The sequence below is a fragment of the Rubellimicrobium aerolatum genome, assembly GCF_017872975.1.
Lineage (GTDB): Bacteria > Pseudomonadota > Alphaproteobacteria > Rhodobacterales > Rhodobacteraceae > Rubellimicrobium > Rubellimicrobium aerolatum.
Genome location: NZ_JAGGJP010000003.1, coordinates 73,441 through 96,824, shown reverse-complemented (window position 1 = coordinate 96,824; position 23,384 = coordinate 73,441). Strand labels below are relative to the sequence as shown.

At 72.8% G+C, this 23,384-nt stretch carries 19 protein-coding genes and 1 tRNA gene; 13 read left to right on the top strand and 7 right to left on the bottom strand.

Annotated elements, in window-relative coordinates; translation table 11 throughout:
• The first annotated feature begins 5 nt into the window (after positions 1–5).
• From J2Z33_RS04740 to J2Z33_RS04725, 4 genes are all read left to right on the top strand, one after another.
• Positions 6–752, top strand: a complete 747-nt coding sequence (locus tag J2Z33_RS04740; RefSeq protein ID WP_209838434.1) for a uroporphyrinogen-III synthase — start codon at positions 6–8, stop codon at positions 750–752.
• A 42-nt stretch (positions 753–794) separates the two neighbouring features.
• The gene (locus J2Z33_RS04735; RefSeq protein ID WP_209838432.1) at positions 795–2,465 is read left to right on the top strand and encodes a COG4223 family protein; all 1,671 of its coding nucleotides are present in this window, start codon (positions 795–797) and stop codon (positions 2,463–2,465) included.
• A gap of 36 nt (positions 2,466–2,501) precedes the next feature.
• Positions 2,502–3,944 carry a heme biosynthesis protein HemY gene (locus J2Z33_RS04730; protein ID WP_209838431.1) on the top strand — a complete coding sequence of 481 codons (1,443 nt, stop codon included), beginning with the start codon at positions 2,502–2,504 and terminating at the stop codon, positions 3,942–3,944.
• Between the two features lie 41 nt (positions 3,945–3,985).
• Positions 3,986–4,061, top strand: a tRNA-Thr gene (locus J2Z33_RS04725).
• A 504-nt stretch (positions 4,062–4,565) separates the two neighbouring features.
• On the opposite strand, the gene J2Z33_RS04720 is transcribed toward J2Z33_RS04725, so the two are convergent.
• From J2Z33_RS04720 to J2Z33_RS04695, 6 genes are all read right to left on the bottom strand, one after another.
• Entirely contained in the window at positions 4,566–6,827 is a 2,262-nt protein-coding gene (locus tag J2Z33_RS04720; protein ID WP_209838429.1) for a xanthine dehydrogenase family protein molybdopterin-binding subunit, read from the bottom strand.
• 14 nt (positions 6,828–6,841) lie between these two features.
• Positions 6,842–7,855, bottom strand: coding sequence for an FAD binding domain-containing protein (locus J2Z33_RS04715; RefSeq protein ID WP_209838427.1), 1,014 nt, complete (start codon positions 7,853–7,855; stop codon positions 6,842–6,844).
• Complete coding sequence (locus tag J2Z33_RS04710) at positions 7,852–8,388, bottom strand: (2Fe-2S)-binding protein (protein ID WP_209838425.1); 537 nt, start codon at positions 8,386–8,388, stop codon at positions 7,852–7,854. The genes J2Z33_RS04715 and J2Z33_RS04710 overlap by 4 nt, the downstream gene beginning before the upstream one ends.
• Positions 8,385–9,467, bottom strand: coding sequence for a catalase family protein (locus J2Z33_RS04705; protein WP_209838423.1), 1,083 nt, complete (start codon positions 9,465–9,467; stop codon positions 8,385–8,387). Before J2Z33_RS04705 ends, J2Z33_RS04710 begins: the two co-directional genes overlap by 4 nt.
• 206 nt (positions 9,468–9,673) lie before the next feature.
• Entirely contained in the window at positions 9,674–10,348 is a 675-nt protein-coding gene (locus J2Z33_RS04700) for a nucleotidyltransferase family protein (RefSeq protein WP_209838421.1), read from the bottom strand.
• The gene (locus J2Z33_RS04695; protein WP_209838420.1) at positions 10,345–11,343 is read right to left on the bottom strand and encodes an XdhC family protein; all 999 of its coding nucleotides are present in this window, start codon (positions 11,341–11,343) and stop codon (positions 10,345–10,347) included. Before J2Z33_RS04695 ends, J2Z33_RS04700 begins: the two co-directional genes overlap by 4 nt.
• 479 nt (positions 11,344–11,822) lie before the next feature.
• Between J2Z33_RS04695 and J2Z33_RS04690 the strand changes: the two genes are divergently transcribed.
• From J2Z33_RS04690 to phoB, 8 genes are all read left to right on the top strand, one after another.
• The gene (locus tag J2Z33_RS04690; protein WP_209838418.1) at positions 11,823–13,940 is read left to right on the top strand and encodes a TonB-dependent siderophore receptor; all 2,118 of its coding nucleotides are present in this window, start codon (positions 11,823–11,825) and stop codon (positions 13,938–13,940) included.
• Between the two features lie 121 nt (positions 13,941–14,061).
• On the top strand, positions 14,062–15,027 hold the full coding sequence (locus tag J2Z33_RS04685) for a TIGR03885 family FMN-dependent LLM class oxidoreductase (protein WP_209838416.1): 966 nt from the start codon (positions 14,062–14,064) through the stop codon (positions 15,025–15,027).
• A 193-nt stretch (positions 15,028–15,220) separates the two neighbouring features.
• Complete coding sequence (locus tag J2Z33_RS04680; protein WP_209838414.1) at positions 15,221–16,264, top strand: substrate-binding domain-containing protein; 1,044 nt, start codon at positions 15,221–15,223, stop codon at positions 16,262–16,264.
• Positions 16,265–16,327: 63 nt separating this feature from the next.
• On the top strand, positions 16,328–17,749 hold the full coding sequence (pstC, locus tag J2Z33_RS04675; protein ID WP_209838412.1) for a phosphate ABC transporter permease subunit PstC: 1,422 nt from the start codon (positions 16,328–16,330) through the stop codon (positions 17,747–17,749).
• Positions 17,746–19,101: a phosphate ABC transporter permease PstA gene (pstA, locus tag J2Z33_RS04670; protein ID WP_209838410.1), complete on the top strand. Its 1,356-nt coding sequence runs from the start codon at positions 17,746–17,748 to the stop codon at positions 19,099–19,101. The genes pstC and pstA overlap by 4 nt, the downstream gene beginning before the upstream one ends.
• A gap of 13 nt (positions 19,102–19,114) precedes the next feature.
• Entirely contained in the window at positions 19,115–19,912 is a 798-nt protein-coding gene (gene pstB, locus J2Z33_RS04665; RefSeq protein WP_209838408.1) for a phosphate ABC transporter ATP-binding protein PstB, read from the top strand.
• Positions 19,913–19,925: 13 nt separating this feature from the next.
• Positions 19,926–20,660 carry a phosphate signaling complex protein PhoU gene (gene phoU, locus J2Z33_RS04660; RefSeq protein ID WP_209838406.1) on the top strand — a complete coding sequence of 245 codons (735 nt, stop codon included), beginning with the start codon at positions 19,926–19,928 and terminating at the stop codon, positions 20,658–20,660.
• Positions 20,657–21,352 (top strand): phosphate regulon transcriptional regulator PhoB, encoded by a 696-nt coding sequence (gene phoB, locus J2Z33_RS04655; protein ID WP_209838404.1) that lies wholly within the window; start codon positions 20,657–20,659, stop codon positions 21,350–21,352. The genes phoU and phoB overlap by 4 nt, the downstream gene beginning before the upstream one ends.
• A 144-nt stretch (positions 21,353–21,496) precedes the next feature.
• Here the strand turns inward: phoB and tal are convergent, their stop codons facing one another.
• The gene (tal, locus tag J2Z33_RS04650; protein WP_209838403.1) at positions 21,497–22,459 is read right to left on the bottom strand and encodes a transaldolase; all 963 of its coding nucleotides are present in this window, start codon (positions 22,457–22,459) and stop codon (positions 21,497–21,499) included.
• A gap of 130 nt (positions 22,460–22,589) precedes the next feature.
• Between tal and J2Z33_RS04645 the strand changes: the two genes are divergently transcribed.
• Positions 22,590–23,357 carry a sulfite exporter TauE/SafE family protein gene (locus tag J2Z33_RS04645; RefSeq protein WP_209838400.1) on the top strand — a complete coding sequence of 256 codons (768 nt, stop codon included), beginning with the start codon at positions 22,590–22,592 and terminating at the stop codon, positions 23,355–23,357.
• The last annotated feature ends 27 nt before the right edge of the window (positions 23,358–23,384 follow it).

Sequence of the window (23,384 nt, the reverse complement as noted above, 5' to 3'; positions counted from 1 at the left end):
GGCGGATGGATCACAGGGCCGAGCCGGGCGCGCGCCTGCTCCTGACGCGGCCGGAGGCGGCCTCGCGCCGATTCCTTGCCGCCTGCGAGGCCGCCTGGGGCGGGCCGATCCCGGCCCTGGTCAGCCCGGTCTTGGCGATCCGGCCGGTCGAGGTCGTCCTGCGCGAGGACCCGGCCGCCCTGATCCTCACCTCGGAGAACGGTGCGGCGCGGGCGGTCGAGATGGGCCTGCGCGATCGGCCCGCGTGGTGCGTTGGGCCGCGCACGGCGGCCGTCGCGCGGGCCGGAGGGCTGCGGGCCATCGAGGCGGGGCCCAACGCGGAGGGCCTTCTCGCCGCGATGCTGGCCGCGCGCCCGGCCGGGCCGATCCTCCACCTTCGGGGCCAGCACGCCCGGGGCGACGTGGCCGCCCGGCTCCGCGCCGGGGGCCTTGAGGCGCGCGAGCTGGTCGCCTACCGGCAGGAGGCTCGGCCTCCCACGCCCGAGGCCCGCCGCGCCCTCGACGCCGACCGGCCGCTGGTCCTGCCGCTGTTCTCGCCGCGCAGCGCCACGCTCGCGCAAGGCTGGGCGTCGCGCGCGCCCCTTCACGTGGTGGCGATGAGCCCCGCCGTCGCCGTCGCCGCCGCGCCGCTCGGGCCCGCGAGCCTGGACGTGGCGCGCGCCCCGGACGGCCTGGCGATGGTGGAGGCGGTGCTGGATCGGCTGGCTTGGCCGAGCCCCGGCTTGAGGGGCGGGGCGGAGCGGATTAGGTAAGGTTCGGTATCGGGCCCGAGGGCTCCCAGCGAAGGAACGACCATGGCGCGCAAGCCGGGCCTCGACGACGGGACGGACATCGCTCCGGAGGGACGCGCGGAGGAGCCATCCGCCGGCCGCGCGGAGCCCCTTGGCGAGAGGGCCGCGCCCGGCCAGCCGGGCGACCGGGCGGCGGGGACGGGCGGCGTGGGGCCGGACGTGGCGGAGGATGGCGCGGGCGTCGTGGCGACGCCGGGCGGCGTCATCGGCCGCGACGGCGACGGCCTGGGCGGCCCGGGCCACGATCCCGGCGACGGTCCCGACGACGGGAGCCTGGGGGTGCCGGACGGCATGACCAGGCCCGCCCGGGACGACGGACCGGCCTTGGCCGCGTCCGGATCGGTCCCGCCCGATCCGTGGCGGCCCCGGCCCTCGTCCGGGGCGTCCGCCGCCGCCGAAGCCTCCCGGGTCGCGACGCCTGTCCTGGACAAGGGCGCGGACGGTCCCCGGGCCGCCGGGTCGGGCGCTGGGTCGGGCGCCGGGGCGGCGTCGGCCGCGCCAGCTTCCGTCGCGCCGCCCCGGCGGCGGGGCGGCTTCGGCGCGCTCCTCCTGGGCGGGATGATCGCGGCGGTGCTGGGCGCGGGGGCGGCCTGGTTCGCCCAGGACCGGCTGGGCCTGCTGCCCGCGCGGACGACCCCCGAACTGGAGGCCCGCCTCGCCGCCCTGGAGGCACGGCCCCTGCCCGACGGAGCCGCCGTGGAGGCCCTGGCGGCCCGGCTGGACCGGGTCGAGGCCCAGGTCGCCGCCCTGGACGAATCGGCGGGCCCGATCGACCTCGCCCCGCTCCGCGCCGAGATCGCCGGGGCGGCGCAGGCCGCCGAGACCCGGGCCGCCGCGCTGGAGCAGCGCCTCGCCGCCGTCGAGGCCCGGCCCGCCGCGCCGACCGGCGGTCAGGCCCCGCTGGGATCCCTCGCCGCGCCTCAAGCCGCGCCGCCGGCCACCACCGCCGCCGGCCCCGATGCCTCGGCCCTGCGCGACGCGGTGCTGGCCACGCTGGAGCCCCGCCTTTCGGGCACCGAGGCCGCCGTGACGGAGCTTCGCGCCGGGCTGGACGACCTCGACGCCCGGCTGGGCGCCGCCGAGTCCGCCAGCGCCGCCGCCGTCGAGGAGGCCCGCGCCGCCTCGGCCGCCGCCACCGAGCTGGAGACCCGCGCCACCACCGCCCAGGCGCGGACGCGCGCCGCGACCGCCCTCGCGGCGGCGCAGGCCGCCCTGGACGCAGGCGAGCCGCTGGAGCCCGCCCTCGGGCAGCTCCGCGCGGCGGGGGTCGAGGTGCCCGAGGCCCTGTCCGCGCGGGCGGCCGAGGGCGTCCCGACCCTCGCCGCGCTGCGGGACGACTTTCCCGAGGCGGCGCGCGCCGCCCTGTCCGTGGCCCGGGACGACGGGCTGGTCGGGGACGGCTCGGGCGTGGTGGGCTTCCTGCGCGAGCAGCTCTCGGTCCGCTCCGTGACGCCTCGCGCCGGGCAGGACCCCGACGCCGTGCTGTCGCGCGCCGAGGCGCAGCTTGCCCAGGGGAACCTGTCCGTCGCCCTTGGCGAGGTGGAGGCCCTGCCCGAGCCCGTCCGCGCCGCCATGGACGGCTGGATCGCCCAGGCCCGCGCCCGCGCCGACGCGACCGCCGCCCTCGACGCGCTGCGCGAGGCGAGTGCCGCGCCCCCGACCCCGGCCGATTGACGGCTCCCAGGAACACGCATCGAAAGGCCCCGGCCCATGCTTCGGTCCCTCATCAAGCTGCTTGCCTTCGTGGCGGTCGTCGCCGGCCTGACCCTCGGCGGGGCCTATCTCATGGAGCAGGGCGGCGGCGCCGTGGTCGCCATGGCGGGCTACGAGATCAGCCTGAGCCCCCTCCAGCTCGCCATTGGGCTGATCCTTCTCGTGGCGCTGCTCTGGGTCGTGCTTCAGGTCCTGGGCGTTCTGGGGGCGGCGCTGCGCTTCCTGAACGGCGACAACAACGCCCTGTCGAACCACTTCTCGCGCCGGCGCGAGCGCAAGGGGCTGGAGGCCCTGACCGACGCCGCCGTGGCGCTGGCCTCGGGCGATGGCAAGGCGGCGCTGTCGCGGGCGGTGGTCGCGAACCGCTACCTCGACAAGCCCGAGCTCACGCAGCTCCTGATCGCGCAGGCCGCCGAGGTGTCGGGCGACGCCGCGCGGGCCGAGGAGACCTACAAGGTGCTCGCGCGGCACCAGCGGACGCGCTTTGCCGGCATCCGGGGGCTGCTGCGCCAGAAGCTCGCGCAGGGGGACGACGTGACCGCGCTGCGGCTGGCCGAGAAGGCGTTCGAGCTGGACCCGCGCCACCGGGAGACGCAGGACGTGCTCCTGCGGCTCCAGGCCGAATCGCACGACTGGGCCGGCGCGCGGCGCACGCTAGGGGCGCAGCGCAAGTCGGGCGCGCTGCCGCGCGACGTGCACAAGCGGCGGGACGCCGTGCTGGCGCTGTCGCAGGCGGCCGACGTGATCGACGAGAGCAAGGACATCGAGGCGCGCGAGGCGGCGATCGAGGCGAACCGCCTGTCGCCGGACCTGATCCCGGCCGCCGTGATGGCGGCGCGCGGCTACATCGCCGCCGGGAACGCCCGCTATGCCGCGCGGGTGCTCCGCAAGGCGTGGGACGCGCAGCCCCATCCCGACCTCGCCGCCGCCTTCGCCGAGATCGCCCCCGAGGAGACCCCGCAGGAGCGGCTGAAGCGGTTCCAGGCGCTCACCGCGATCCGGACCGAGCATCCGGAGACGCGGATGCTGGTGGCCGAGCTGCTGATCGCCGCCGAGGACTTCGCCGCCGCCCGCCGCGCCCTGGGCGACCTGCCCGAGACGCAGCCGACGGGGCGCAACCTGACGCTGATGGCGGCGATCGCGCGCGGGATGGGCGAGGACGAGGCCACCGTGCGCGGCTGGCTCACCCGCGCGCTGACGGCGCCGCGCGGGCCGCAATGGGTCTGTGACAACTGCGGGCGCATCCATCCGCAATGGGCGCCGATCTGCGCCAGCTGCCACGCCTTCGACACCCTGAGCTGGAAGACGCCCCCGACCGAGGCGACCCTGCCCAGCGGCGTCGAGCTGCTGCCCCTGCTGGTCCGCGACGGCACCCCCCCGGCGGCGGCCCCGGAGCCTGAACCGGATGCGGCCCGCGCGGCCCCCGTGACTTCAAGTTAGGGCTTTTCCCTCCCGCGAGCGGGTGCTAAACGGCCCCCGTCGCCGCAGTAGCTCAGCTGGTAGAGCACGTCATTCGTAATGATGGGGTCGGGGGTTCGAGTCCCTTCTGCGGCACCAGCCTTCCCGGCCATGCCGAGGACATCAAGCAAGCTGTCGGCTCACAAGGGTTTCCCACCTTCCGTCTATCCGGGCCTGACGTGATCCTGCCCAAGCATCCTGCCGGAGGCTTCGATCCGCCTTGGACTGAAGCAGAGGGGAGCAGGGACAAGGCACCGGCTCACAGGCGCCACGGTTCCGCAAGTAACCGATGCGGGTTGGACTCCGTTTGATCCCAGCCGGATCACTGGTCCGCGAGTCCCATGGGGACGATGTTCTTTCACCGCCAGGGCCCCTTCGCGGACGCCCGGCGTCACCGGCAACCACATCGTCCGCCGCGCCGACATGGACGACACGCGGGCAGGGGCGTCGCAGGGCAAGGACGATCCGGCCGTGGTGGCCAAGGCGGCCCATGACGCGCTCATGGCCGACCGGCACAAGGTGGTGCCGACGCTCAGGAACAAGGCGATGGCCAGAGTCGGGGTCCGGGACCGAGCAGGCGCTTGGGATCGGCCGGGCCGAGGCTCAGGCCACCAGCTTGTCGAGGGTGATCGGCAGGCTGCGATGGCGCTGGCCGGTGGCGTGGAAGATCGCGTTGGCGATCGCGCCGGCGACGCTGATGATGCCGATCTCGCCCAGGCCCTTGACGCCCAGCGGCGTCACCTCGGGGTCGGGCTCGTCCACGAAGATCACCTCGATGTCGTGGATGTCGGCATGGGCGGGGATGTGATACTCGGCGTAGTTGTGGTTCATCCAGCGGCCGAGCCGCAGGTCGGCCAGCGTCTCCTCGTGCAACGCCATGCCGATGCCCATGACCACGCCGCCCAGGATCTGGCTGCGCGAGGTCTTGGGGTTGATGATCCGCCCGGCGGCGATGGCGCTGACGATCCGGGTCACGCGGATCTGGCCCAGCTCCTCGTCCACCCGCACCTCGGCGAAGACGGCGCTGTGCGTCTTGCGCGACTTGCGCGCCTGGCTCACGAGGCCGCGCAGCCCGGTGGCGGCGGTCTCCTCGACCTCGATCCGGTCGAGGCCCGCCGCCTGCATCGCATCGATGATCGCGACCGACCGGCCGGGATCGGCCCTAAGTGCCATGCGTCCGTCGGCGAAGACGAGGTCGTCGATGGAGGACGCGGCCGCGAGGGGCTGGCCCTCGACCTTGGCGGCGGCCTTGAGCAGCCTTTCGGCCACCGACCGGCAGGCGAGCTGGACGGCCGCCCCCGTGGAGGCCGCGCCCCAGGAGCCGCCCTCGACCGGCGCGGTGGGCAGGTCGCTGTCGCCGAGCCGGCTGGTTATCCGTTCGGGCGCGATCCCCAGCGTGTCGGCGGCGACCAGCGTCATGACCGTGTAGGTGCCGGTGCCGATGTCGGCGGTGGCCGAGGCCACCTCCAGGCGGCCATCGGCCAGCAGCGTCGCGCGGGCGGAGGTCTTGGAGAACTGCGCGTCCCAGATGCCGGTGGCCACCCCCCAGCCGATCATCTCGCGCCCGTCGCGCATCTGGCGGGGCTCGATCGGGCGGCCCTGCCAGCCGAAGGCGGCCGCCCCCTCGCGGTAGGCCTCGCGCAGCGCCTTGGAGGTGAAGGGCTGCCGGTTCATCGCGTCCTCGTCCGAGTAGTTGAGGAGCCGGAATTCGAGCGGGTCCACCTTGGCCTTGTAGGCCAGCTCGTCCATGGCGATCTCGAATAGGGTCATGCCGGTCGCCGCCCCCGGCGCGCGCATGTCCGAGGACGTGTAGGTGTCGCGCGGGGCCACCGTGTATTCGCCGCGCATGTTGAGGCAGGCGTAGTTGATCATCCCCCAGGTGACGACGTCCTCCAGGTTGTTTTCGAACCGCGAGGTGGAGGTGGTCGCGTCGTGGATCATGGAGGTGAGCTTGCCCGTCCGCTCGGCGCCCAGCTTGATGGAGTAGATCGCCTGCGGGCGGTGGACGTGGGTGAACATCTGCTGCCGCGTCATCACCACGCGCACCGACCGTTGCAGGTGCTTGGCCGCGAGGACCGCGAGCTGGACCTGATACTGCGGGCGGAGCCCCGATCCGAAGGCGCCGCCCACGTAGGCGTTGACGACGCGCACGTCCTTGCTGCGGAACCCGAAGCTCGACGCGATGAAGTCCCGCACGCCCTGGGCGCCCTGGCACTTGTCATAGACGGTGATGGTGCCGTCGCCGTGCCAGTGGACGGTGGAGGCGTGCATCTCCATCGGGTTGTGGTGCTCGGTCGCGAGGCGGTATTCGCCCTCGTGGCGCAGGTCCGCCTCGGCGTAGGCCGTGTCGGCGTCGCCGTGCGACTTGGGGGCGTGGAAGCTCTTGCGCTTCCAGAGGGGCAGGGTCTTCTCGGCCAGCGACAGGTCGAAATCGACGTTGTGGGGTTCCTCCTCGTAGGTGACGTCCAGGAGGGAGGCGGCGAAGCGCGCGGCCTCGAAGCTGTCGGCCAGGACCAGGGCCACGGGCTGGCCGCTGAACAGGATGCGGTCGTCCCGCAGCGCCACGAACGGGTCGCCGGGGATCGACAGCTCGTCCTTGTGCGCGCTGTCGCGCCAGGCGACGTGGGGGCGGTTGCGGTGCGTCAGCACCTCCGCGACGCCGGGGACGGCGCGCGCCGCCGCCTCGTCGATGACGGCGATCCGACCCTTGGCGATGCGACCCGAGACGATCACGCCATGGAGCATCCCCGGCACGACATACTCGGCCGCGTAGAGGGCCTGGCCGGTCACCTTGTCCACGCCATCGACGCGGCTCAGGGGGGTGCCGATGCCGACCTTGATGGGCGTCTGGCGCGTGTCGGGCATGGGGTCGGCTCCTTTCAGGCGATGCGCTTGTCGGTCTGCGACTGCGGCGTTCCAGCGGCGGCCTGCTCCAGCGCGCGCAAGATGGCCTTGCGGGCCAGGGGCAGCTTGAAGTCGTTGGCGCCCTGGCCCTTGGCCCCCGAGAGGAGCGCGTCCGCCGCCGCGCCGAACAGGTCGCGGGCGGGTTCCTGGCCCCGGAGCAGCGCCTCGGCCTCGGGCCGTCGCCAGGGCTTGTGCGCGACGCCGCCCAGGGCGATCCGCGCCTCGGCGATCCGCCCCGCCTCCAGCCGCAGCGCGACCGCGACCGAGACCAGCGCGAAGGCGTAGGACAGGCGGTCGCGCAGCTTGAGGTAGGTGTAGTGCGTCGGGAAGGTCTCGGGCGGGAGGTCGATGGCCGTCACCAGCTCGCCCGGTTGGAGCGTGGTGTCGCGCCAAGGCTCGTCGCCGGGCAGGCGGTGGTAATCGCCGAAGGGGATGACCCGTTCGCCGCCGGGGCCGGCGACGCGGACCTGGGCTTCCAGCGCCGCCAAGCCGACGGCCATGTCCGACGGGTGGGTGGCGATGCACTGGTGGCTCGCGCCCAGGATGGCGTGGATGCGGGTGACGCCTCCGATGGCCGCGCAGCCCTGGCCGGGGCTGCGCTTGTTGCAGGGGGTGCCCACGTCGTAGAAGTAGTAGCAGCGCGTCCGCTGGTTGATGTTGCCGCCGTTGGTGGCCGCGTTCCGCAACTGCGCGGTCGCGCCGGCGAGGATCGCGGAGGAGAGCAGGGGATAGTCCGCCTGCACCCGTTCGTCGTAGGCCGTCCGGGTGTTGGTCGCGAGAGCCCCGAGGCGCAGGCCGCCGCCCTCGATCTCGGCGATGCCGGACAGCGGGAGGCGGGTGATGTCCACCACGCGGGTCGGGCGCGCGACGTTCTCCTTGAGGAGGTCCACGAGGTTGGTCCCCCCCGCGAGGTAGGCCGCCTGGGCGTCCGCGCCGTCGCGCAGGGCCTCGGCGACATCCGCCGGGCGGGCGTAGTCGAAGCGGATCATTCCCGGCCCTCCTGCCCCATGACGTCGAGGATCGCGTCGGCGATGTTGGTGTAGGCCCCGCAGCGGCACAGGTTCCCGCTCATCTGCTCGCGCACCTCGTCGCGGGTGTGGGCGTGCCCCTCGGCGATGAGCCCCACGGCCGAGCAGATCTGCCCCGGCGTGCAGTAGCCGCACTGGAAGGCGTCGTGCTCGATGAAGGCGGCCTGGAGGGGGTGGAGGTTCCCCGGCTGGCCCAGCCCCTCGATGGTGGTGACCTCGGACCCGTCGAGCGAGACGGCGAGCTTGAGGCAGGCGTTCAGGCGCGTGCCGTCCACCAGCACCGTGCAGGACCCGCATTGCCCGTGGTCGCAGCCCTTCTTGGTCCCCGTGAGGTGCAGCCGCTCGCGCAGGAGGTCGAGCAGCGTGACCCAGGGCTCCAGGTCGAGGGCGTGGTCCTCGCCGTTGATGGTGAGCCGGACGGGCAGGGTGCCGATGGGCCGCGAGGCGAGCGCCGGGCCGGGGTCGTCCTTGAGGCTCAGGGCCGCTTGGCTCATGCCGGGATCTCCTCGATGCGGGTGGGGTGGGCCTCGGCCACGCCGGTGGCGCGGTGGCGGACCTCGGACAGCGCCGGATAGACCCGCAGCCGCGCCCGCATGACCGAGCCCAGCGGTCGGTGGGCAGCCAGCGAATGGGACGGCCGGAAGGTCAGCGCCTCGTCGAAGAAGCGCGCGCGGGCGTCGGAATGGGCGTCCTGGCGGGGCAGCGTGATGGTCGCCACAGTGCGATATTGGCTGTCGGCCTCGGGCCATTCGACCGAGGCGTCCTCGATCGGCTGGGTGTCGGCATTGGCCCAGAGCTGGGCGCGCAGCTCGAAGACCGCGTCGTGGGCGCGGAAATAGGCCACGGTCGCCGTGCGGAACCCGTCCTCGTCCTGATGCGGGTTGAGCCGCCAGTCGCGCAGCGCGTCCTGGGGAGCCGAGGCCGGGAAGGCCCCGATCTTGGCGACGTGGTCGCCCCAGCGCAGCGGCGCCTGGCTGAAATAGGCGTTGCGGAGCGGATGGTCGTAGGGGTGGCCGAAGAACTCGGCCGTCGGGCTGGAGGCCCCGACCGCCCCGAGCGCCCGGTTCAGGTTCCGGGCGAGCGAGGACACCGCGCTCTTGGCTCCCTCGGGGAGCGCGGCCGAGCCGCTGATGGCCGCGCCGTCGCGCAGGAAGCCCCGGGCGGTTCCGGACGGGAAGGTGGTCCCGGTCGAGAGCACGAAATCCTGCACGGGCGCGTCGTGGCCGGGAAGCCGCTCGCCCTCGGCCCCGAACACCTTGATCGCCATGCCGCGATGCGTGGACACCCGGTCGCCCAGCGTCTCGCCCGGCCCCTGGGCGAAGCGGATCGCGACCGCGTGGGTCTTCCCTCGGGCGAACAGGCCCTGCGCCAGCTCGGCCGGCAGGTCGTCCGGCACCTCCATCGTGCCCACGACGCAGGCCGTGCTCTTGGCGTGGCTGGCGCGGACGGCATGGCCCTCGCGCGCCTCCACCGTCCCGAGCTGGCCGATCATTCCCTGGATGATGCCCTCGATGACCGCCTCCTCGTCGGGCTCGGGCCGTTCGATCTCGGGGGCGTAGCGCAGGTAGGGCATGTGGTTCCTCGTCAAGCCTGGGAAGGGGCCGCCGCGGCCGGCGAGGGGGCGTCCCCTAGACGGTCCCGATCCGCGCGCCCGCCTATCGCGAGTGACCGGCCTGCCATCATATCCGCCCTCCCTGGACGGCCCCTTCCGCAGGAGGAAGGCGGCCGCCTCGCTGGATGTCCGTGCACGGACCGGCCCCGGGTCCGCGCGATCCGACCTCAAGGCGGCTCGACGCCTTCTTGTTCCCCGGACGGCGTGGCCCGGGCGAGGCTCCGGTCCCTCATCATGGCGAGCCGTCGCGGCTCCGAACGGGCCGGGGCGTCCAGGTCCGACCGCCGGTCGATGTCGAGCACGGCCCCGGGCTCACCCGTCGTCAGCCGCGCGACGCCTGCCCGGCCCGGCAGGAGGGCCCGCCCGCCCTGGTCCCCGCGCAGGAGCGCCAATTCCGGGTAAAGGTCGCGGGCGAAGGCCACGGGATGCGCCGGCTGCCCGCCCCGCCGATACTCGGCGGCGATGGCGCCCCGTTCCAGCGCGTCCAGCAGCGGGGCGGCGGCCCCGGGCGGGACCAGGGGCATGTCGGCCAGGAAGACCACGACGCCTCGGCTGGTGCGGGGCAGCGCCCGAAGGCCGCACCGGAGCGAGGCCGAAAGCCCGTCGCCCCAGTCCGGGCAGCGCGCGAGGATCAGGCGATCCCCCCGGACCGGGGCCAGCGCCGCCTCGACCCGTTCGGCGTCGCAGCCCGTCACGGCGATGCAGAGGTCCACCGGGGCGGCCAGGGCGATCCGGGCGGCGGCGCGCACCAGGGGCTCGCCACGCCAGGGCGCCAGGAGCTTGCCGCCCCCGAACCGCGTCCCGGCCCCCGCCGCCAGCAGCAGGGCGTGGAAGCCGCTCACGCCCTCGCCCCCGGGCGGAGGGCGACGATCTCGGCGATGGTGGCCACGGCGATCTCGCGCGGGGTCTGGGCCGCGATCGGCAGCCCGATCGGGCCGCGCAGCCGGCCCAGGGCCGCCGCGTCCAGGCCCGCCCCGAGCAGCCGTCGCCGTCGCTGCTCCAGGCGGTGCCGCGATCCCAGGACGCCGACGTATCCAGCGGGCGAGAGCAGGGCGGGCACAAGCGCCGCAAGGCCGGCCTCCTCCTCGTGACTGGCCACCGCGATGGCCGTCCAGGGGTCGGGCCGGAGGTCGGCCAGGACCTCGGCGGGCGGGGCCGTCGCGACGCGCAGGCTCTCTGGCGGCCGGCCCGGGGGAGGAACCGGACAGATCAGGGTCACCCCCCATCCCTGCTGGACGCCCGCGACCGCGATGGCCAAGGCGAAGGGATCGCTCCCGATCACCACGAGGCGCTGCGGCGGCAGGATGGCCTTGTCCACGATCCAGCCTTTCCCGGCATCCGCGTCCGCCTCGACGCAGCGCCGCCGCTCGCCGTCGCTCAGGTAGCGGAGCGCGCGGCGATGCCCGTGCAGGGCTCGGAGCCGCGCCATGGCCGGGTCTCCGGCCGGGATTGGCTCCACCAGCAGGTCGAGCCGCCCGCCGCAGGGCAGGCGGATGTCGAAGAAGGGGCTGCCCCGGCCATAGGTCAGGCGCCGCGCCCGGCCGTCGGCCAGCGCCGCCCGCGCATGGGTGGCGAGGTCGGCCTCCACGCACCCGCCCGACAGGAAGCCCCAGGTGCGACTCGCCGTGACGATCATCTGCGAGCCCACGGGACGCGGGCCGCCCTCGCGGCCGTGGAGCGTCGCCAGGGCGAAGGGCTCGCCCGGGTCGAGCGCGAGGATGACGGGGGCCATGTCCTCCTCCAGGAACGACGCGAACCCGTCGGGCCCGGCCTGCGACTCCGCGACACGAGACGGCAGGTCGAAGGCCTCCCGAGGGGGTGGGAACGGGAGGGTCACGGCAGCCGCCGCGACGACCGGGCTTGCTCCGACATCCGGGCCTTCCTCCGCTCCGCCCAGGCGCATCCGCGCCAAACTGGCCGACAACCCCCGTTCCGGTGGGCCGGTTCCCCCCGCGCGGCCCGTCGGGCTCGGGGAGTCGAGAACCGCGTCCCAGGATGGCACGCATCACGGTGAAGCCGTCCCCGCGCTCCTGGCGGAAGATCATTCCGCCCCGCTTCCCACCGACCGGACAGCTGGCAGGCGTTGACCGCCTCGGGACCATCATCGAGCAGATCCGTTCCGCCGGCCGCTCCGCCGGACGGCGCCAAGCCCGATCCGACGGCGAGTGCGGCCTTTCGGCCACGGCGCGGCGTCGTCCGGCATGGGCGAGGTTTGACCAGCGGCGGGCCTGTCGCTAGCCGGGCGCCACAAGCCAGAGCCTCGCGGGAGCCACCGCGAGGGCAGCCAATCCTCCTCCTCATCGCCCGGATTGGCCCATGACCGTCTTCTCCCGCACGATCCCGACCCTGTCCCGATCCGCCCGCCTGCGGGCGCTGCTCGGCACGGCCTGCGTCCTCCTGCCGCTGCCGCTTCTCGCGCAGGAGGTGGCGGACCCCTACGACCTCGGCACCGTCCGCTACGAGCAGGAAGGCCAAGGCGCCATCGGCCCCGACAACACCATCGTCGCCACCCGCACCGCGACGGGGAGCCGCACCGACACCGCCCTCATCGACCTGCCCGCCGCCGTCTCGGTCGTCACCGAGGCCGAGCTGGAGCGGCGCGACGTCGAGGACACCACGCAGGCGCTGTCCTACACGTCCAGCGTGACGACCGACGAATACGGCTCGGACGACCGCTACGACTACTTCCGCATCCGGGGCTTCTACCAGACGGGCGAGGGTCTGTATCGCGATGGCCTGCCAAGCCGGACCCTGAACTTCACCGGCCCCAAGCTGGAGCCCTTCGGCCTTCAGCGGATCGAGGTGCTCAAGGGCTCGACCTCGACGCTCTTCGGCCTGAACGCGCCGGGCGGCCTCGTCAACGCGATCACCAAGCGCCCGCAGGACCAGGCCTTCGGCGAATCCACGATGGCCGTCGGCCCGGACCATCAGGAGTTCGGGCTCGACTTCGGCCGGCCGATCGACGCGGCGGGAAAATGGACCTACCGCGTCACGGCGCTGGCGCAGGACGGCAGCAACGACGGCGACCACACCAGGGACGACCGCCTCTACTTCGCCCCGGCGCTGACCTGGCGGCCGAGCGACGCGACCCGGGTCACCTTCCTCGCGCACTACTACGAACGCGACGGCAACGCGCCCCATTCCACGCCCGTCGGCGTGGACATCGATCCCGACACCTTCCTGGCCGAGCCCGACTTCAACCGGACGGACCGGGAGGAGGCCAGCCTCGGCTGGGATCTCGCGCACCGCGTCGCGCCGGGCCTGACCTTCAGCCAGGTCGCGCGCTACACCAGCCTCGACCTCGATCTCGAGCAGGTCTACGGCGGCGGCGCGACCGCCGCCACGCCGCGCTCGGCCTATTACGTGGACGGGACGCTCGAGTCCTTCGCGATCAACAGCCAGCTCCAGTACGACGCCACCCTGCGCGGCGTGGGGACGCGGACGCTGGCAGGGGTCGATTACGCCCGCGACGAGCTGTCCGAGGTCTCGGCCTTCGGGTCCATCGCCGGCATCGACCCCTTCGACCCGGAGTATTGCGGCCGCGCCTGCGTCCTCGCCAGCCTCGGCACGCCCACCGAGCTGGAGACCACCCAGGAGACCACCGGCGTCTTCCTCCAGGAGGAGCTGACCTTCGCCGACCGCTGGATCGTGACGCTCGGCACCCGCTACGACACGGTGAGCACCGAGACGGGCGCGCCCGGCGCGACCGCCAGCTTCGAGGACGAGGCCGTCACCTCGCGCGCGGGGCTGACCTACAAGGCGACGGCCGACCTGTCGCTCTACGCCAACTACTCCGAGTCGTTCCAGCCGGTCGGCTCCTACTTCCGCAGCCTCGTGACGGACGTGGAGCCGCAGGAGGGCACGCAATACGAGCTGGGCGCGAAGTATCGGCCCGGCGGCGGCAACGCGCTCTTCACGGCTGCCGTCTTCGACCTGACGCAGACCAACCTCGTGCGGCAACTCTCGCCGCTGGCCTACAGCCAGATCGGCGAGGTGCGGGTGCGCGGCGCGGAGCTGGACGGCAAGTGGGCCATCGGGAACCTGAGCCTCACCGCCTCCTACGCCTACTGGGACGCCGAGATCACCGAGAACGGCCTGGGCGGCAACGAAGGGAACCGCCCCTACAACACGCCCGAGCACATCGCCTCGCTCTGGGCCGACTACACCGTGGCGGGGCAGGGGGCGCGCGGCGACCTCAACCTCGGCGGCGGCCTGCGCCACACGGGGCCGAGCTTCGCGGACGACGCCAACACCACCGAGCTCGGCGGCATCACCGTGGTCGATGCGGCGGTCAGCTACGAGCTTTCCGACAACGTGGCCCTCGCGCTGAACGTGTCCAACCTCTTCGACGAGCGGGAGGTCATCTACTCCTACGACGCGAACTGGTACAACGACGGCCGCCAAGTCCGCGCGCGCCTGACCTACACCTGGTGACGCGCCCGGCCCCGGCGCGCACCTCGCGCCGGGGCCGAATGGCCCCACCGCCCGGCGGGGCTCCCGCCCGGGGAACATTCCCGGCCCGTCGCGGGTTCATCCGGCCGAACCGGAGACCTCCATGGCCCGCATCGGCTTTCACGCCTCGCACGAGCAGTTCCCGCCCTCCGAGCTCCTCCGCCTCGTCGTGGCGGCCGAGGCGGCGGGGTTCGACGCGGCCAAGTGCTCGGACCACTTCCGACCCTGGAGCGAGAGGCAGGGTCACTCGGGCTTCGCCTGGTCCTGGCTCGGCGCGGCGCTGGCGCGGACGCGCTTCCCCATCGGCTCCATCTGCGCGCCCGGCTACCGCTACCACCCGGCGGTGGTGGCGCAGGCCGCCGCGACGCTCTCCGAGATGTTCCCTGGCCGCTTCTGGCTGGCGCTGGGCAGCGGCCAGCGGCTCAACGAGGACATCATGGGCGTCCCCTGGCCCGAGAAGCCCGAGCGCAACGCCCGCCTGGAGGAGTGCGCCGGCATCATCCGCGACCTGCTGCGGGGCGAATCGGTGTCGTGCCACGGCCGCGTGCCCGTGGTGGACGCGCGCCTCTACTCCCGCCCCGAGACGCCGCCGCCCCTCCTGGGCGCGGCCATCACCGAGGCCACGGCCGAGTTCGTGGGCTGCTGGGCCGACGGCCTGCTGACCACCAGCGCCGAGCCCGACCGGGTCCGCAAGGTCGTGGACGCCTTCCGGCGCGGGGGAGGGGAGGGCAAGAGGCTCGTCATGCAGGTCGGCCTGAGCTGGGCCCCGACCGAGGAAGCGGCGCTCCGGAACGCCTGGGACCAGTGGCGCACCAACGTCCTGGGCGGCGAGGTGAACTGGGAGCTGCGGACGCCCGAGCAGTTCGAGACGGCGACGCGCCATGTCCGCCCCGAGGACATGGCCGAGTCGATCCTCGTCTCCGCCAGCCTCGACCGGCACGTCGAATGGATCGGCCGCTACATCGAGATGGGCTTCGAGGAGATCCACCTGCACAACGTCGGCCGCAACCAGGACGAGTTCCTCGACGCCTTCGGCGGCAGGGTCCTGCCGCAGATCCGGGCCTCCTGAAGCTCGGACCCGAACGGTCCCGGCTCGCCATGTCCCCTGACGTGGCGTCAGCTCGACGACATGGCAAAGGAATCCGCCGGTTGTCATGAAACCTTTACACAACCGTTACACAAGCATCGCCGACCGCCCCTAAAGCAGCCCCGGAAGCTGGCGGAACGCCCGTCCGGCTTGCAGGGAATAACAGGAGCTCCCCATGTTTCACGTGAAACGCCCGGCCACGGCCCTCGCGCTGGTCCTCGCGGCCGCGCCCGCGCTCGCGCAGACGCGCGAGAACGTCCAGGTCGCCGGGTCCTCGACCGTGCTGCCCTACGCCACCATCGTGGCCGAGGCCTTCGGCGAGAACTTCGACTTCCCGACTCCGGTGGTCGAGGGCGGCGGCTCGGGCGCGGGCCTCGCGCGCTTCTGCGAGGGCGTGGGCGAGAACCAGATCGACATCGCCAACTCCTCGCGCCCGCTCCGCGCCGGCGAGTTCGAGACCTGCGCCGCCAACGGCGTGACCGACATCATCGAGGTCCGCATCGGCTACGACGGCATCGTCTTCGCCTCGGCCAAGGCCGGCCCGGCCTTCGCCTTCACGCCCGAGCACTGGTTCAACGCCCTGGCCGCCCAGGTCGTGCAGGATGGCCAGATTGTCGCCAACCCCTACACCAACTGGTCGCAGATCGACCCGGCCCTGCCGGATCAGGAGATCGCCGCCTTCATCCCCGGCACCAAGCACGGCACCCGCGAGGTGTTCGAGGACAACGTGATCCTCGAAGGTTGCGAGGCCACCGGCGCGCTCGAAGCCTTCACCGCCTCCGGCCTGGACGAGGACGCGGCCGAGGAGGCCTGCCTGACGCTCCGCACCGACGGCGTGTCCACCGACATCGACGGCGACTACAACGAGACGCTGGCCCGGCTCGACGCCAACCCGAACGGGATCGGCGTGTTCGGCCTCGCCTTCTACGAGAACAACACCGACCGCCTCCAGGTCGCCACCATGTCGGGCGTCACCCCCTCGACCGAGTCCATCGCCTCGGGCGAATACCCGGTCTCGCGTCCGCTGTTCTTCTACGTCAAGAAGGCCCATATCGGCGTGATCCCCGGCCTCAAGGACTTCGCCGAGTTCTTCGTGTCCGACGACATGGCCGGCCCCGGCGGCCCGCTGTCAGACTACGGCCTCGTCTCCGACCCGGAACTCGCCTCCGTGCAGGAGATCGTCGCCAGCGAAACGGTTATGGCCGCCCCGGCCGAGTGACCTGACCCCTCCGGGCCGGCGCGCATCCCCGCGCCGGCCCATCCTCATTCGGGACAAGCTTCGATGCCCCTTGGCTGGCTCCTCCTCCTGGTCCTGCTGATCGCCGCCGCAGGCTACGTCATGGGGCGACGCCGCGCCCTGTCCGGCGCCGGGGGCGACACCCGGGCCATGCACTCGCTCCCGGGCGCCTACGGCTGGAACGTGGCGATGGCGGTGCTGATCCCGTCGCTGCTGCTCATGGCCGCCTGGACGGCCGTCGCGCCCTCCGTGATCGACCGCATGGTCGCGCCGATGGTCGCCGACCAAGGCGACCCCGCCCTCGTGATGAGCGACGTCCGCCGCGTCGCCCGCGGCCTCGTGATCCTGGACGAGGGTTTCGATACCATTGCCGCCGAGGGCCTGCGCGACCGCCTTGCCAGCGTCGGCGTCGCCGTGGGCCAGGACGTGTCGGAATCGACCCTGGCCGCCGCCGAGCGATACGACATCCTGGCCGCCCGCTCCTCGTGGCTGCTGACCGCGCTGACGCTGGCCATCGCGGGGGGCGCTGCCGCCTGGGCGCTGCGCCGCACCACTCCCGACCTGCGTGCCCGCAACGAGGTGGAGCGCGGCATCCAGGGGCTGCTGATCGCCGCCGCGCTGGTCGCCATCGCGACGACCATCGGCATCGTCCTCGCGCTGATCTTCAACACCATCAAGTTCTTTCAGCTCTACCCGGCCACCGACTTCTTCTTCGGCCTGACCTGGAGCCCGTCCTTCGGCGGCGGCTCGGAACTCGGGATCCTCCCGCTGATCTGGGGCACGCTCTACATCTCCTTCATCTCGCTGCTGGTCGCGGTGCCGCTCGGCCTCCTGTCGGCGGTCTACCTGTCCGAATACGCCTCGCACCGCGTCCGCGCCTGGGCCAAGCCGATGCTGGAGGTCCTCGCCGGCATCCCCTCCATCGTCTACGGCCTCTTCGCGCTCCTCACCGTCGGCCCGGCGCTCCTCGCGGTGTTCGGCGACGGCGGCCTCGGCTGGATGGACGGCGGCACGGCGGTGATGACGGCGGGCCTCGTCATGGGGATCATGCTCATCCCCTTCGTGTCCTCGCTGTCGGACGACATCATCAACGCCGTGCCCCAGGCCATGCGGGACGGCTCCCTCGGCCTCGGCGCCACGCCGTCCGAGACCATCCGCCAGGTCGTCCTCCCCGCCGCGCTCCCCGGCATCGCCGGCGCGGTGCTGCTGGCCGCCTCCCGCTCCATCGGCGAGACGATGATCGTGGTGCTGGGCGCGGGGGCCGCCGCCAAGCTGTCGCTCAACCCCTTCGAGGCGATGACCACGATCACCGCCAAGATCGTGAGCCAGCTCACCGGCGACCAGGACTTCTCCTCGCCCGAGGCGCTGGTCGCCTTCGCCCTCGGCATGACCCTGTTCGTGGTCACGCTGTGCCTCAATATCCTCGCGCTCTGGATCGTGCGCCGCTACCGGGAGCAGTACGAATGACCGACCTCCCCCTCCACGGGGCAATGCCCGAGGCCCGCCCCGCCCGGTCCATCCTCGACCTCGACCCGCGCACCCGCGCCCGCAACCGCGCCGAGGCCCGCTTCCGCGCCTATGGCCTGGGCGCCCTGCTGGTCGGCCTGTTCTTCCTGGTGCTTCTCCTCGGCTCCATCCTCCTGAACGGCCTGAGCGCCTTCACGCAGACCCGCATCCAGCTCCCCGTGGAGCTGCTGGAGTCGGAGCTGGACCCCCAGGGCACCCGCGACCCCGCCGTGATCGGCGAAACGTCGAGCCTCGGCTATGGCGACCTCATCGAGGCCGCGATGGTGCAGGCCGTCGCGGCGGCCGGCGTCCCGACCGCCATCGAGCCCGGCGACCTGGAGGACATCCTCTCCCCCGGCGCCGGCGCGCAGATCCGCGAGGCGGTGCTCCGCGACCCCTCGCTGATCGGCCAGACCGTGACCTTCGACCTGCTCGCCTCGTCGCGCGTGGATGGCTACGTCAAGGGCCGCGTCACCCGCGAAAGCCTCGCCAACGACCGCAACCTCCGGCCCGAGCATCTCGACATCGTGGACGCCATGCGCGAGGCCGGCACCATCGAGCGCGGCTTCAACGCCGACTTCATCACCGGAGCCGACGCCTCGGAGCGGCGGCCCGAGGAGGCGGGGATGGGCGTCGCCATGATCGGCTCGCTTTACACCATGCTCGTGGTGCTGGCGCTGTCGCTGCCCATCGGCGTCGCCGCCTCCATCTACCTGGAGGAGTTCGCGCCCAAGAACCGCTTCACCGACCTCATCGAGGTCAACATCGCCAACCTCGCCGCCGTGCCGTCCATCGTCTACGGCATCCTCGGGCTGGCGGTGTTCATCCAGTTCATGGGCCTGCCGCAATCCGCGCCGCTGGTGGGCGGGCTGGTGCTGACGCTGCTGACGCTGCCCACGATCATCATCGCCACCCGCGCCTCGCTCAAGGCGGTGCCGCCGTCGATCCGCGACGCCGCGCTGGGGGTCGGGGCGTCGAAGATGCAGTCGGTGTTCCACCACGTCCTGCCGCTGGCGATCCCCGGCATCATGACCGGCACCATCATCGGCATGGCCCACGCCCTGGGCGAGACGGCGCCGCTCCTCCTTATCGGCATGGTGGGCTTCGTCGCCTCCAACTACCCGAACGGCGCGCTCGACGGCTTCACCTCGCCCAACTCGGCGATGCCCGCCCAGATCTACGAATGGGCCAAGCGCGCCGACCCCGCCTTCTACGAACGCGCCTGGGGTGGCATCGTCATCCTGCTCGTGTTCCTGCTCCTGATGAACCTCGCGGCCGTGCTGGTGCGCCGCCGCTTCGAACGGCGCTGGTGATAGGATACAGGCCATGAACGACATGCGACCGATCGAAAGGGCGACCGCCTTGGACGACACCAAGATCTCGGCGAAGGGCGTGAACGTCCACTACGGCGCGGCCCACGCGCTCAAGGACGTGTCGGTGGACATCGGCGACCGGCTGGTGACCGCCTTCATCGGCCCCTCGGGCTGCGGCAAGTCCACCTTCCTGCGCTGCCTGAACCGGATGAACGACACCATCCCCTCGGCCCGCGTCACCGGCCGGATCGAGATCGACGGCCAGGACATCTACGACCGCCGCGTGGACCCGGTGCAGCTCCGCGCCAAGGTCGGCATGGTGTTCCAGAAGCCGAACCCCTTCCCGAAATCCATCTACGACAACGTGGCCTACGGGCCCAAGATCCACGGCCTCGCGCGCTCCCGCGCCGACCTCGACGTGATCGTCGAGAAGGCGCTCCGCCGCGCCGCCCTCTGGACCGAGGCCAAGGACCGGCTCCAATCGCCCGGCACCGGCCTCTCGGGCGGCCAGCAGCAGCGGCTCTGCATCGCCCGCGCCGTCGCGACCGAGCCCGAGGTGCTCCTGATGGACGAGCCCTGCTCGGCGCTCGACCCCATCGCCACCGCCCAGGTCGAGGAGCTGATCGACGAGCTGCGCCAGAGCTACTCGGTGGTGATCGTCACCCACTCCATGCAGCAGGCCGCCCGCGTCAGCCAGCGCACCGCCTTCTTCCACCTCGGGAACCTGGTGGAATACGGCGAGACCGGGCAGATCTTCACCAACCCCCGCGACCCCCGGACCGAATCCTACATCTCCGGCCGGATCGGCTGAGGAGGCCGCGCCCATGAACGAACAGCACATCCTAAAGTCCTTCGACCGCGACCTGGAGGCGATCCAGGCCCAGATCCTCAAGATGGGCGGGCTGGTGGAGGACGCGATCCTCCAGGGCTCCGAGGCGCTCGCCGCGCGGGACGTGGAGGCCGCCGACCGCGTCCGCTTGGCCGACAAGGCCATCGATGCCCTGGAGGAGCAGGTCAACGAGGAGGTCGCCCGCACCATCGCGCTGCGCGCGCCGATGGCCGCCGACCTCCGCATCCTGCTGTCGGTCCTTCGCCTCGCCGCCGCGCTGGAGCGGGTCGGCGACTACGCCAAGAACATCGCCAAGCGCGTGACGGTGATCTCCGAGGCGCGGGGCATCGAGGGGGCCGACGCCTCCCTGCGCCGCATGGCGCGCGAGGTGCAGGGGATGCTGCGCGACACGCTCGACGCCTTCGTGCGCCGCGACGCCGCGCTGGCGCGCGAGGTGCTGGCCCGCGACGAGAGCGTGGACCAGATGTACAACGCTCTCTTCCGCGAGATCCTGACCTTCATGCTCGAGGACCCGCGCACCATCACGCCCTCCATGCACCTCCACTTCATCGCCAAGAACCTGGAGCGGATGGGCGACCTCGTGACCAACATGGCCGAGCAGGTGGTCTATCTCGTCACCGGCGAGAAGCCCCAGGAGGACCGGCCCAAGGGCGACCGCACCGCCTACATCGCCGGGCCGGAGGCGGGACCGGACTCGGGGGCGCCGTGAGCCGGCCCTCCCTCGCGCCCCACGTGCTGGTGGTGGAGGACGAGCCCGCCCAGCGCGAGATCCTGGCCTACAACCTGGAGGCCGAGGGGTTCCGCGTGACCCAGGCGGCGGACGGCGACGAGGGGCTGTCGGCGCTGCGCGACGACCCGCCCGACGTGGTGGTGCTCGACTGGATGCTGCCCGGCGTGTCGGGGATCGAGATCTGCCGCCGCATCCGCACCCGGGCCGAGACGCGGGCGCTCCCCGTCATCATGCTCTCGGCCCGCTCCGAGGAGGTGGACCGCGTGCGGGGCCTGGAGATCGGGGCCGACGACTACGTGACCAAGCCCTACGCCGTGGCCGAGCTGCTGGCGCGCGTGCGCGCCCAGCTCCGCCGCGTGCGCCCCTCCACGGTGGGGCAGGTGCTCGATCACGGCGGCATCGTCCTCGACTCCGAGACGCACCGCGTCACCCGCGACGGCCACGCGCTGAGGCTCGGCCCCACCGAGTTCCGGCTGCTGGCGGTGCTGATGGAGAAGCCCGGCCGCGTCTGGTCGCGCGAGCAGCTCCTCGACCGGGTCTGGGGGCGCGACATCTACGTGGACACCCGCACGGTGGACGTCCACATCGGCCGCCTCCGCAAGGCGCTGATGGCCGAGGGCGGCGTGGACCCGCTGCGGACGGTGCGCGGCGCCGGGTATTCGCTGGGCTGACCGGCCGGGGGCCAGGCCCGGTCGCGGCGGGGGAGGGGGGCTCTGCCCCCCGTCTCCTGCGGAGACTCCCCCCGGGATATTTGGAGCCAAAGAAGGGCCAGCAGGCCGGGCGTCAGCCCGCCGCCGTTCGGGTCGAGCCGGCGGTCACTCGGCCGCCGCCACCGCGCCTTGCGCCAGCCGTTCCCGGATGATCCGGCCCAGCTTGCCCGCGTCGGCATGGAAGTTGCGGATGCCCTCGGCCAGCTTCTCGGTCGCCATGGCGTCCTCGTTCATCTCCCAGCGGAACGCCTCCTCGGAGATGGGCTCGGCCCGTCCTTCCGCCGCGCCGGGCGACAGGCGGCGGGGCAGGTCGCCCCCGTCCTCCGCCAGCTTCGTCATCAGGTCCGGCGAGATCGTCAGCCGGTCGCAGCCCGCCAGCGCCTCGATCTGGCCGGTGTTGCGGAAGGACGCGCCCATCACCACCGTCGCGATGCCGTGCGCCTTGTAGTGCTCGTAGATGCGCCGGACCGACAGCACGCCGGGATCGGTCTCGGGCGTGGTGGTCTGGCCCGTGGCCTTGCCGTGCCAGTCGGTGATCCGCCCCACGAAGGGCGAGATCAGGAACGCCCCCGCGTCCGCGCAGGCCTTGGCCTGCGCGAGCGAGAACAGCAGCGTCAGGTTGCAATCGATCCCGTCGCGCTGGAGCCGCTCGGCGGCACGGATGCCCTCCCAGGTGGAGGCGAGCTTGATGAGGATGCGCTCCCGGCCCACGCCCAAGCGGTCGTAGGCCGCAAGGATCGCCTCCGCCTTTCGGACCGACCCCTCGGTGTCGAAGGACAGCCGCGCGTCCACCTCCGTCGAGACGCGGCCGGGCACGATCTTCGCCAGCTCCGCCCCCAGCCCCACCGTCAGCTCCTGCGCGATCACCGCCTCGGCGTCGTCGGACCCGCGCCCCGTCTGGACAGCGCGGGCGAGGTGCTCCTCCATCGCCGGGTTCTGGATCGCCTTCAGCACCAGCGACGGGTTCGTGGTGCAGTCCTGCGGCTGGAGCCGCCGCACCGCCTCCAGGTCGCCGGTGTCGGCCACCACGACGGTCATGGACCGGAGTTGCTCGAGCTTGCTCGCCATGGCTGTTGTCCTCCCCGAAGGCTGCGCCCCCTATCTAGGCCATCCCGCGCCCCGCCGCAAACGCGCGCCCGTTGACCCCGCCGGGGAAAGGCGCAAGTGAGGCGCCGGGCAGGAAGAAGGCCGACACCGCATGGACATCGCGCAGCTCCACGATCCCGTGGCCCTGGCCGTCATGGCGCTGGCCGCCGCCGTCGTGGGGCTCGCCAAGGGCGGGCTCGCGGGCGTCGGCACCATGGCCGTGCCGCTCCTCGCTCTGGTGCTGCCGCCCGTGCAGGCGGCGGCGATCCTGCTGCCGATCCTCTGCCTCACCGACATCGTCGCCACCTGGACCTGGTGGGGCACCTGGAGCCGCCGGACCCTCGCCCTCATGCTGCCCGGCGCGGTGGCGGGCATCGGCGTGGGCTGGCTCACCGCCGCCCTGGTCTCGGACGCCGCCGTGCGGCTGATCGTCGGCGCGGTCGCCGTGGCCTTCGTCGCCCGCTGGCTCTGGCAGCTCTGGCACCGCCACGGGCAGGAGCCGCGTCCCGAACGGCCCGCCCCCGCCTCCTTCTGGGGGGCGCTCGCCGGCTACACCAGCTTCGTCGCCCACGCCGGCGGCCCGCCCTTCCAGGTCTACACGCTGCCCCTCGGCCTCGACCCCCGCACGCTGACCGGGACCTCCGTCGCCTTCTTCACGGTCGTCAACTACATCAAGCTGATCCCCTACGCCGCCTTGGGAGAGTTCGACGCCACCAACCTCGGCCTTTCGGCGCTGCTCGCCCCGCTGGCGGTCGCCTTCACCTTCGTGGGTGCCTGGATCATCCGCCGGATGCGGGCCGAGGTCTTCTATCCGCTCACCTACGCGCTCACCGCGCTGGTCGGGATCAAGCTCATCTGGGACGGCCTTTCGGGACTCTGACCCCGGTTGCGCTATCGTCCCCGCCCA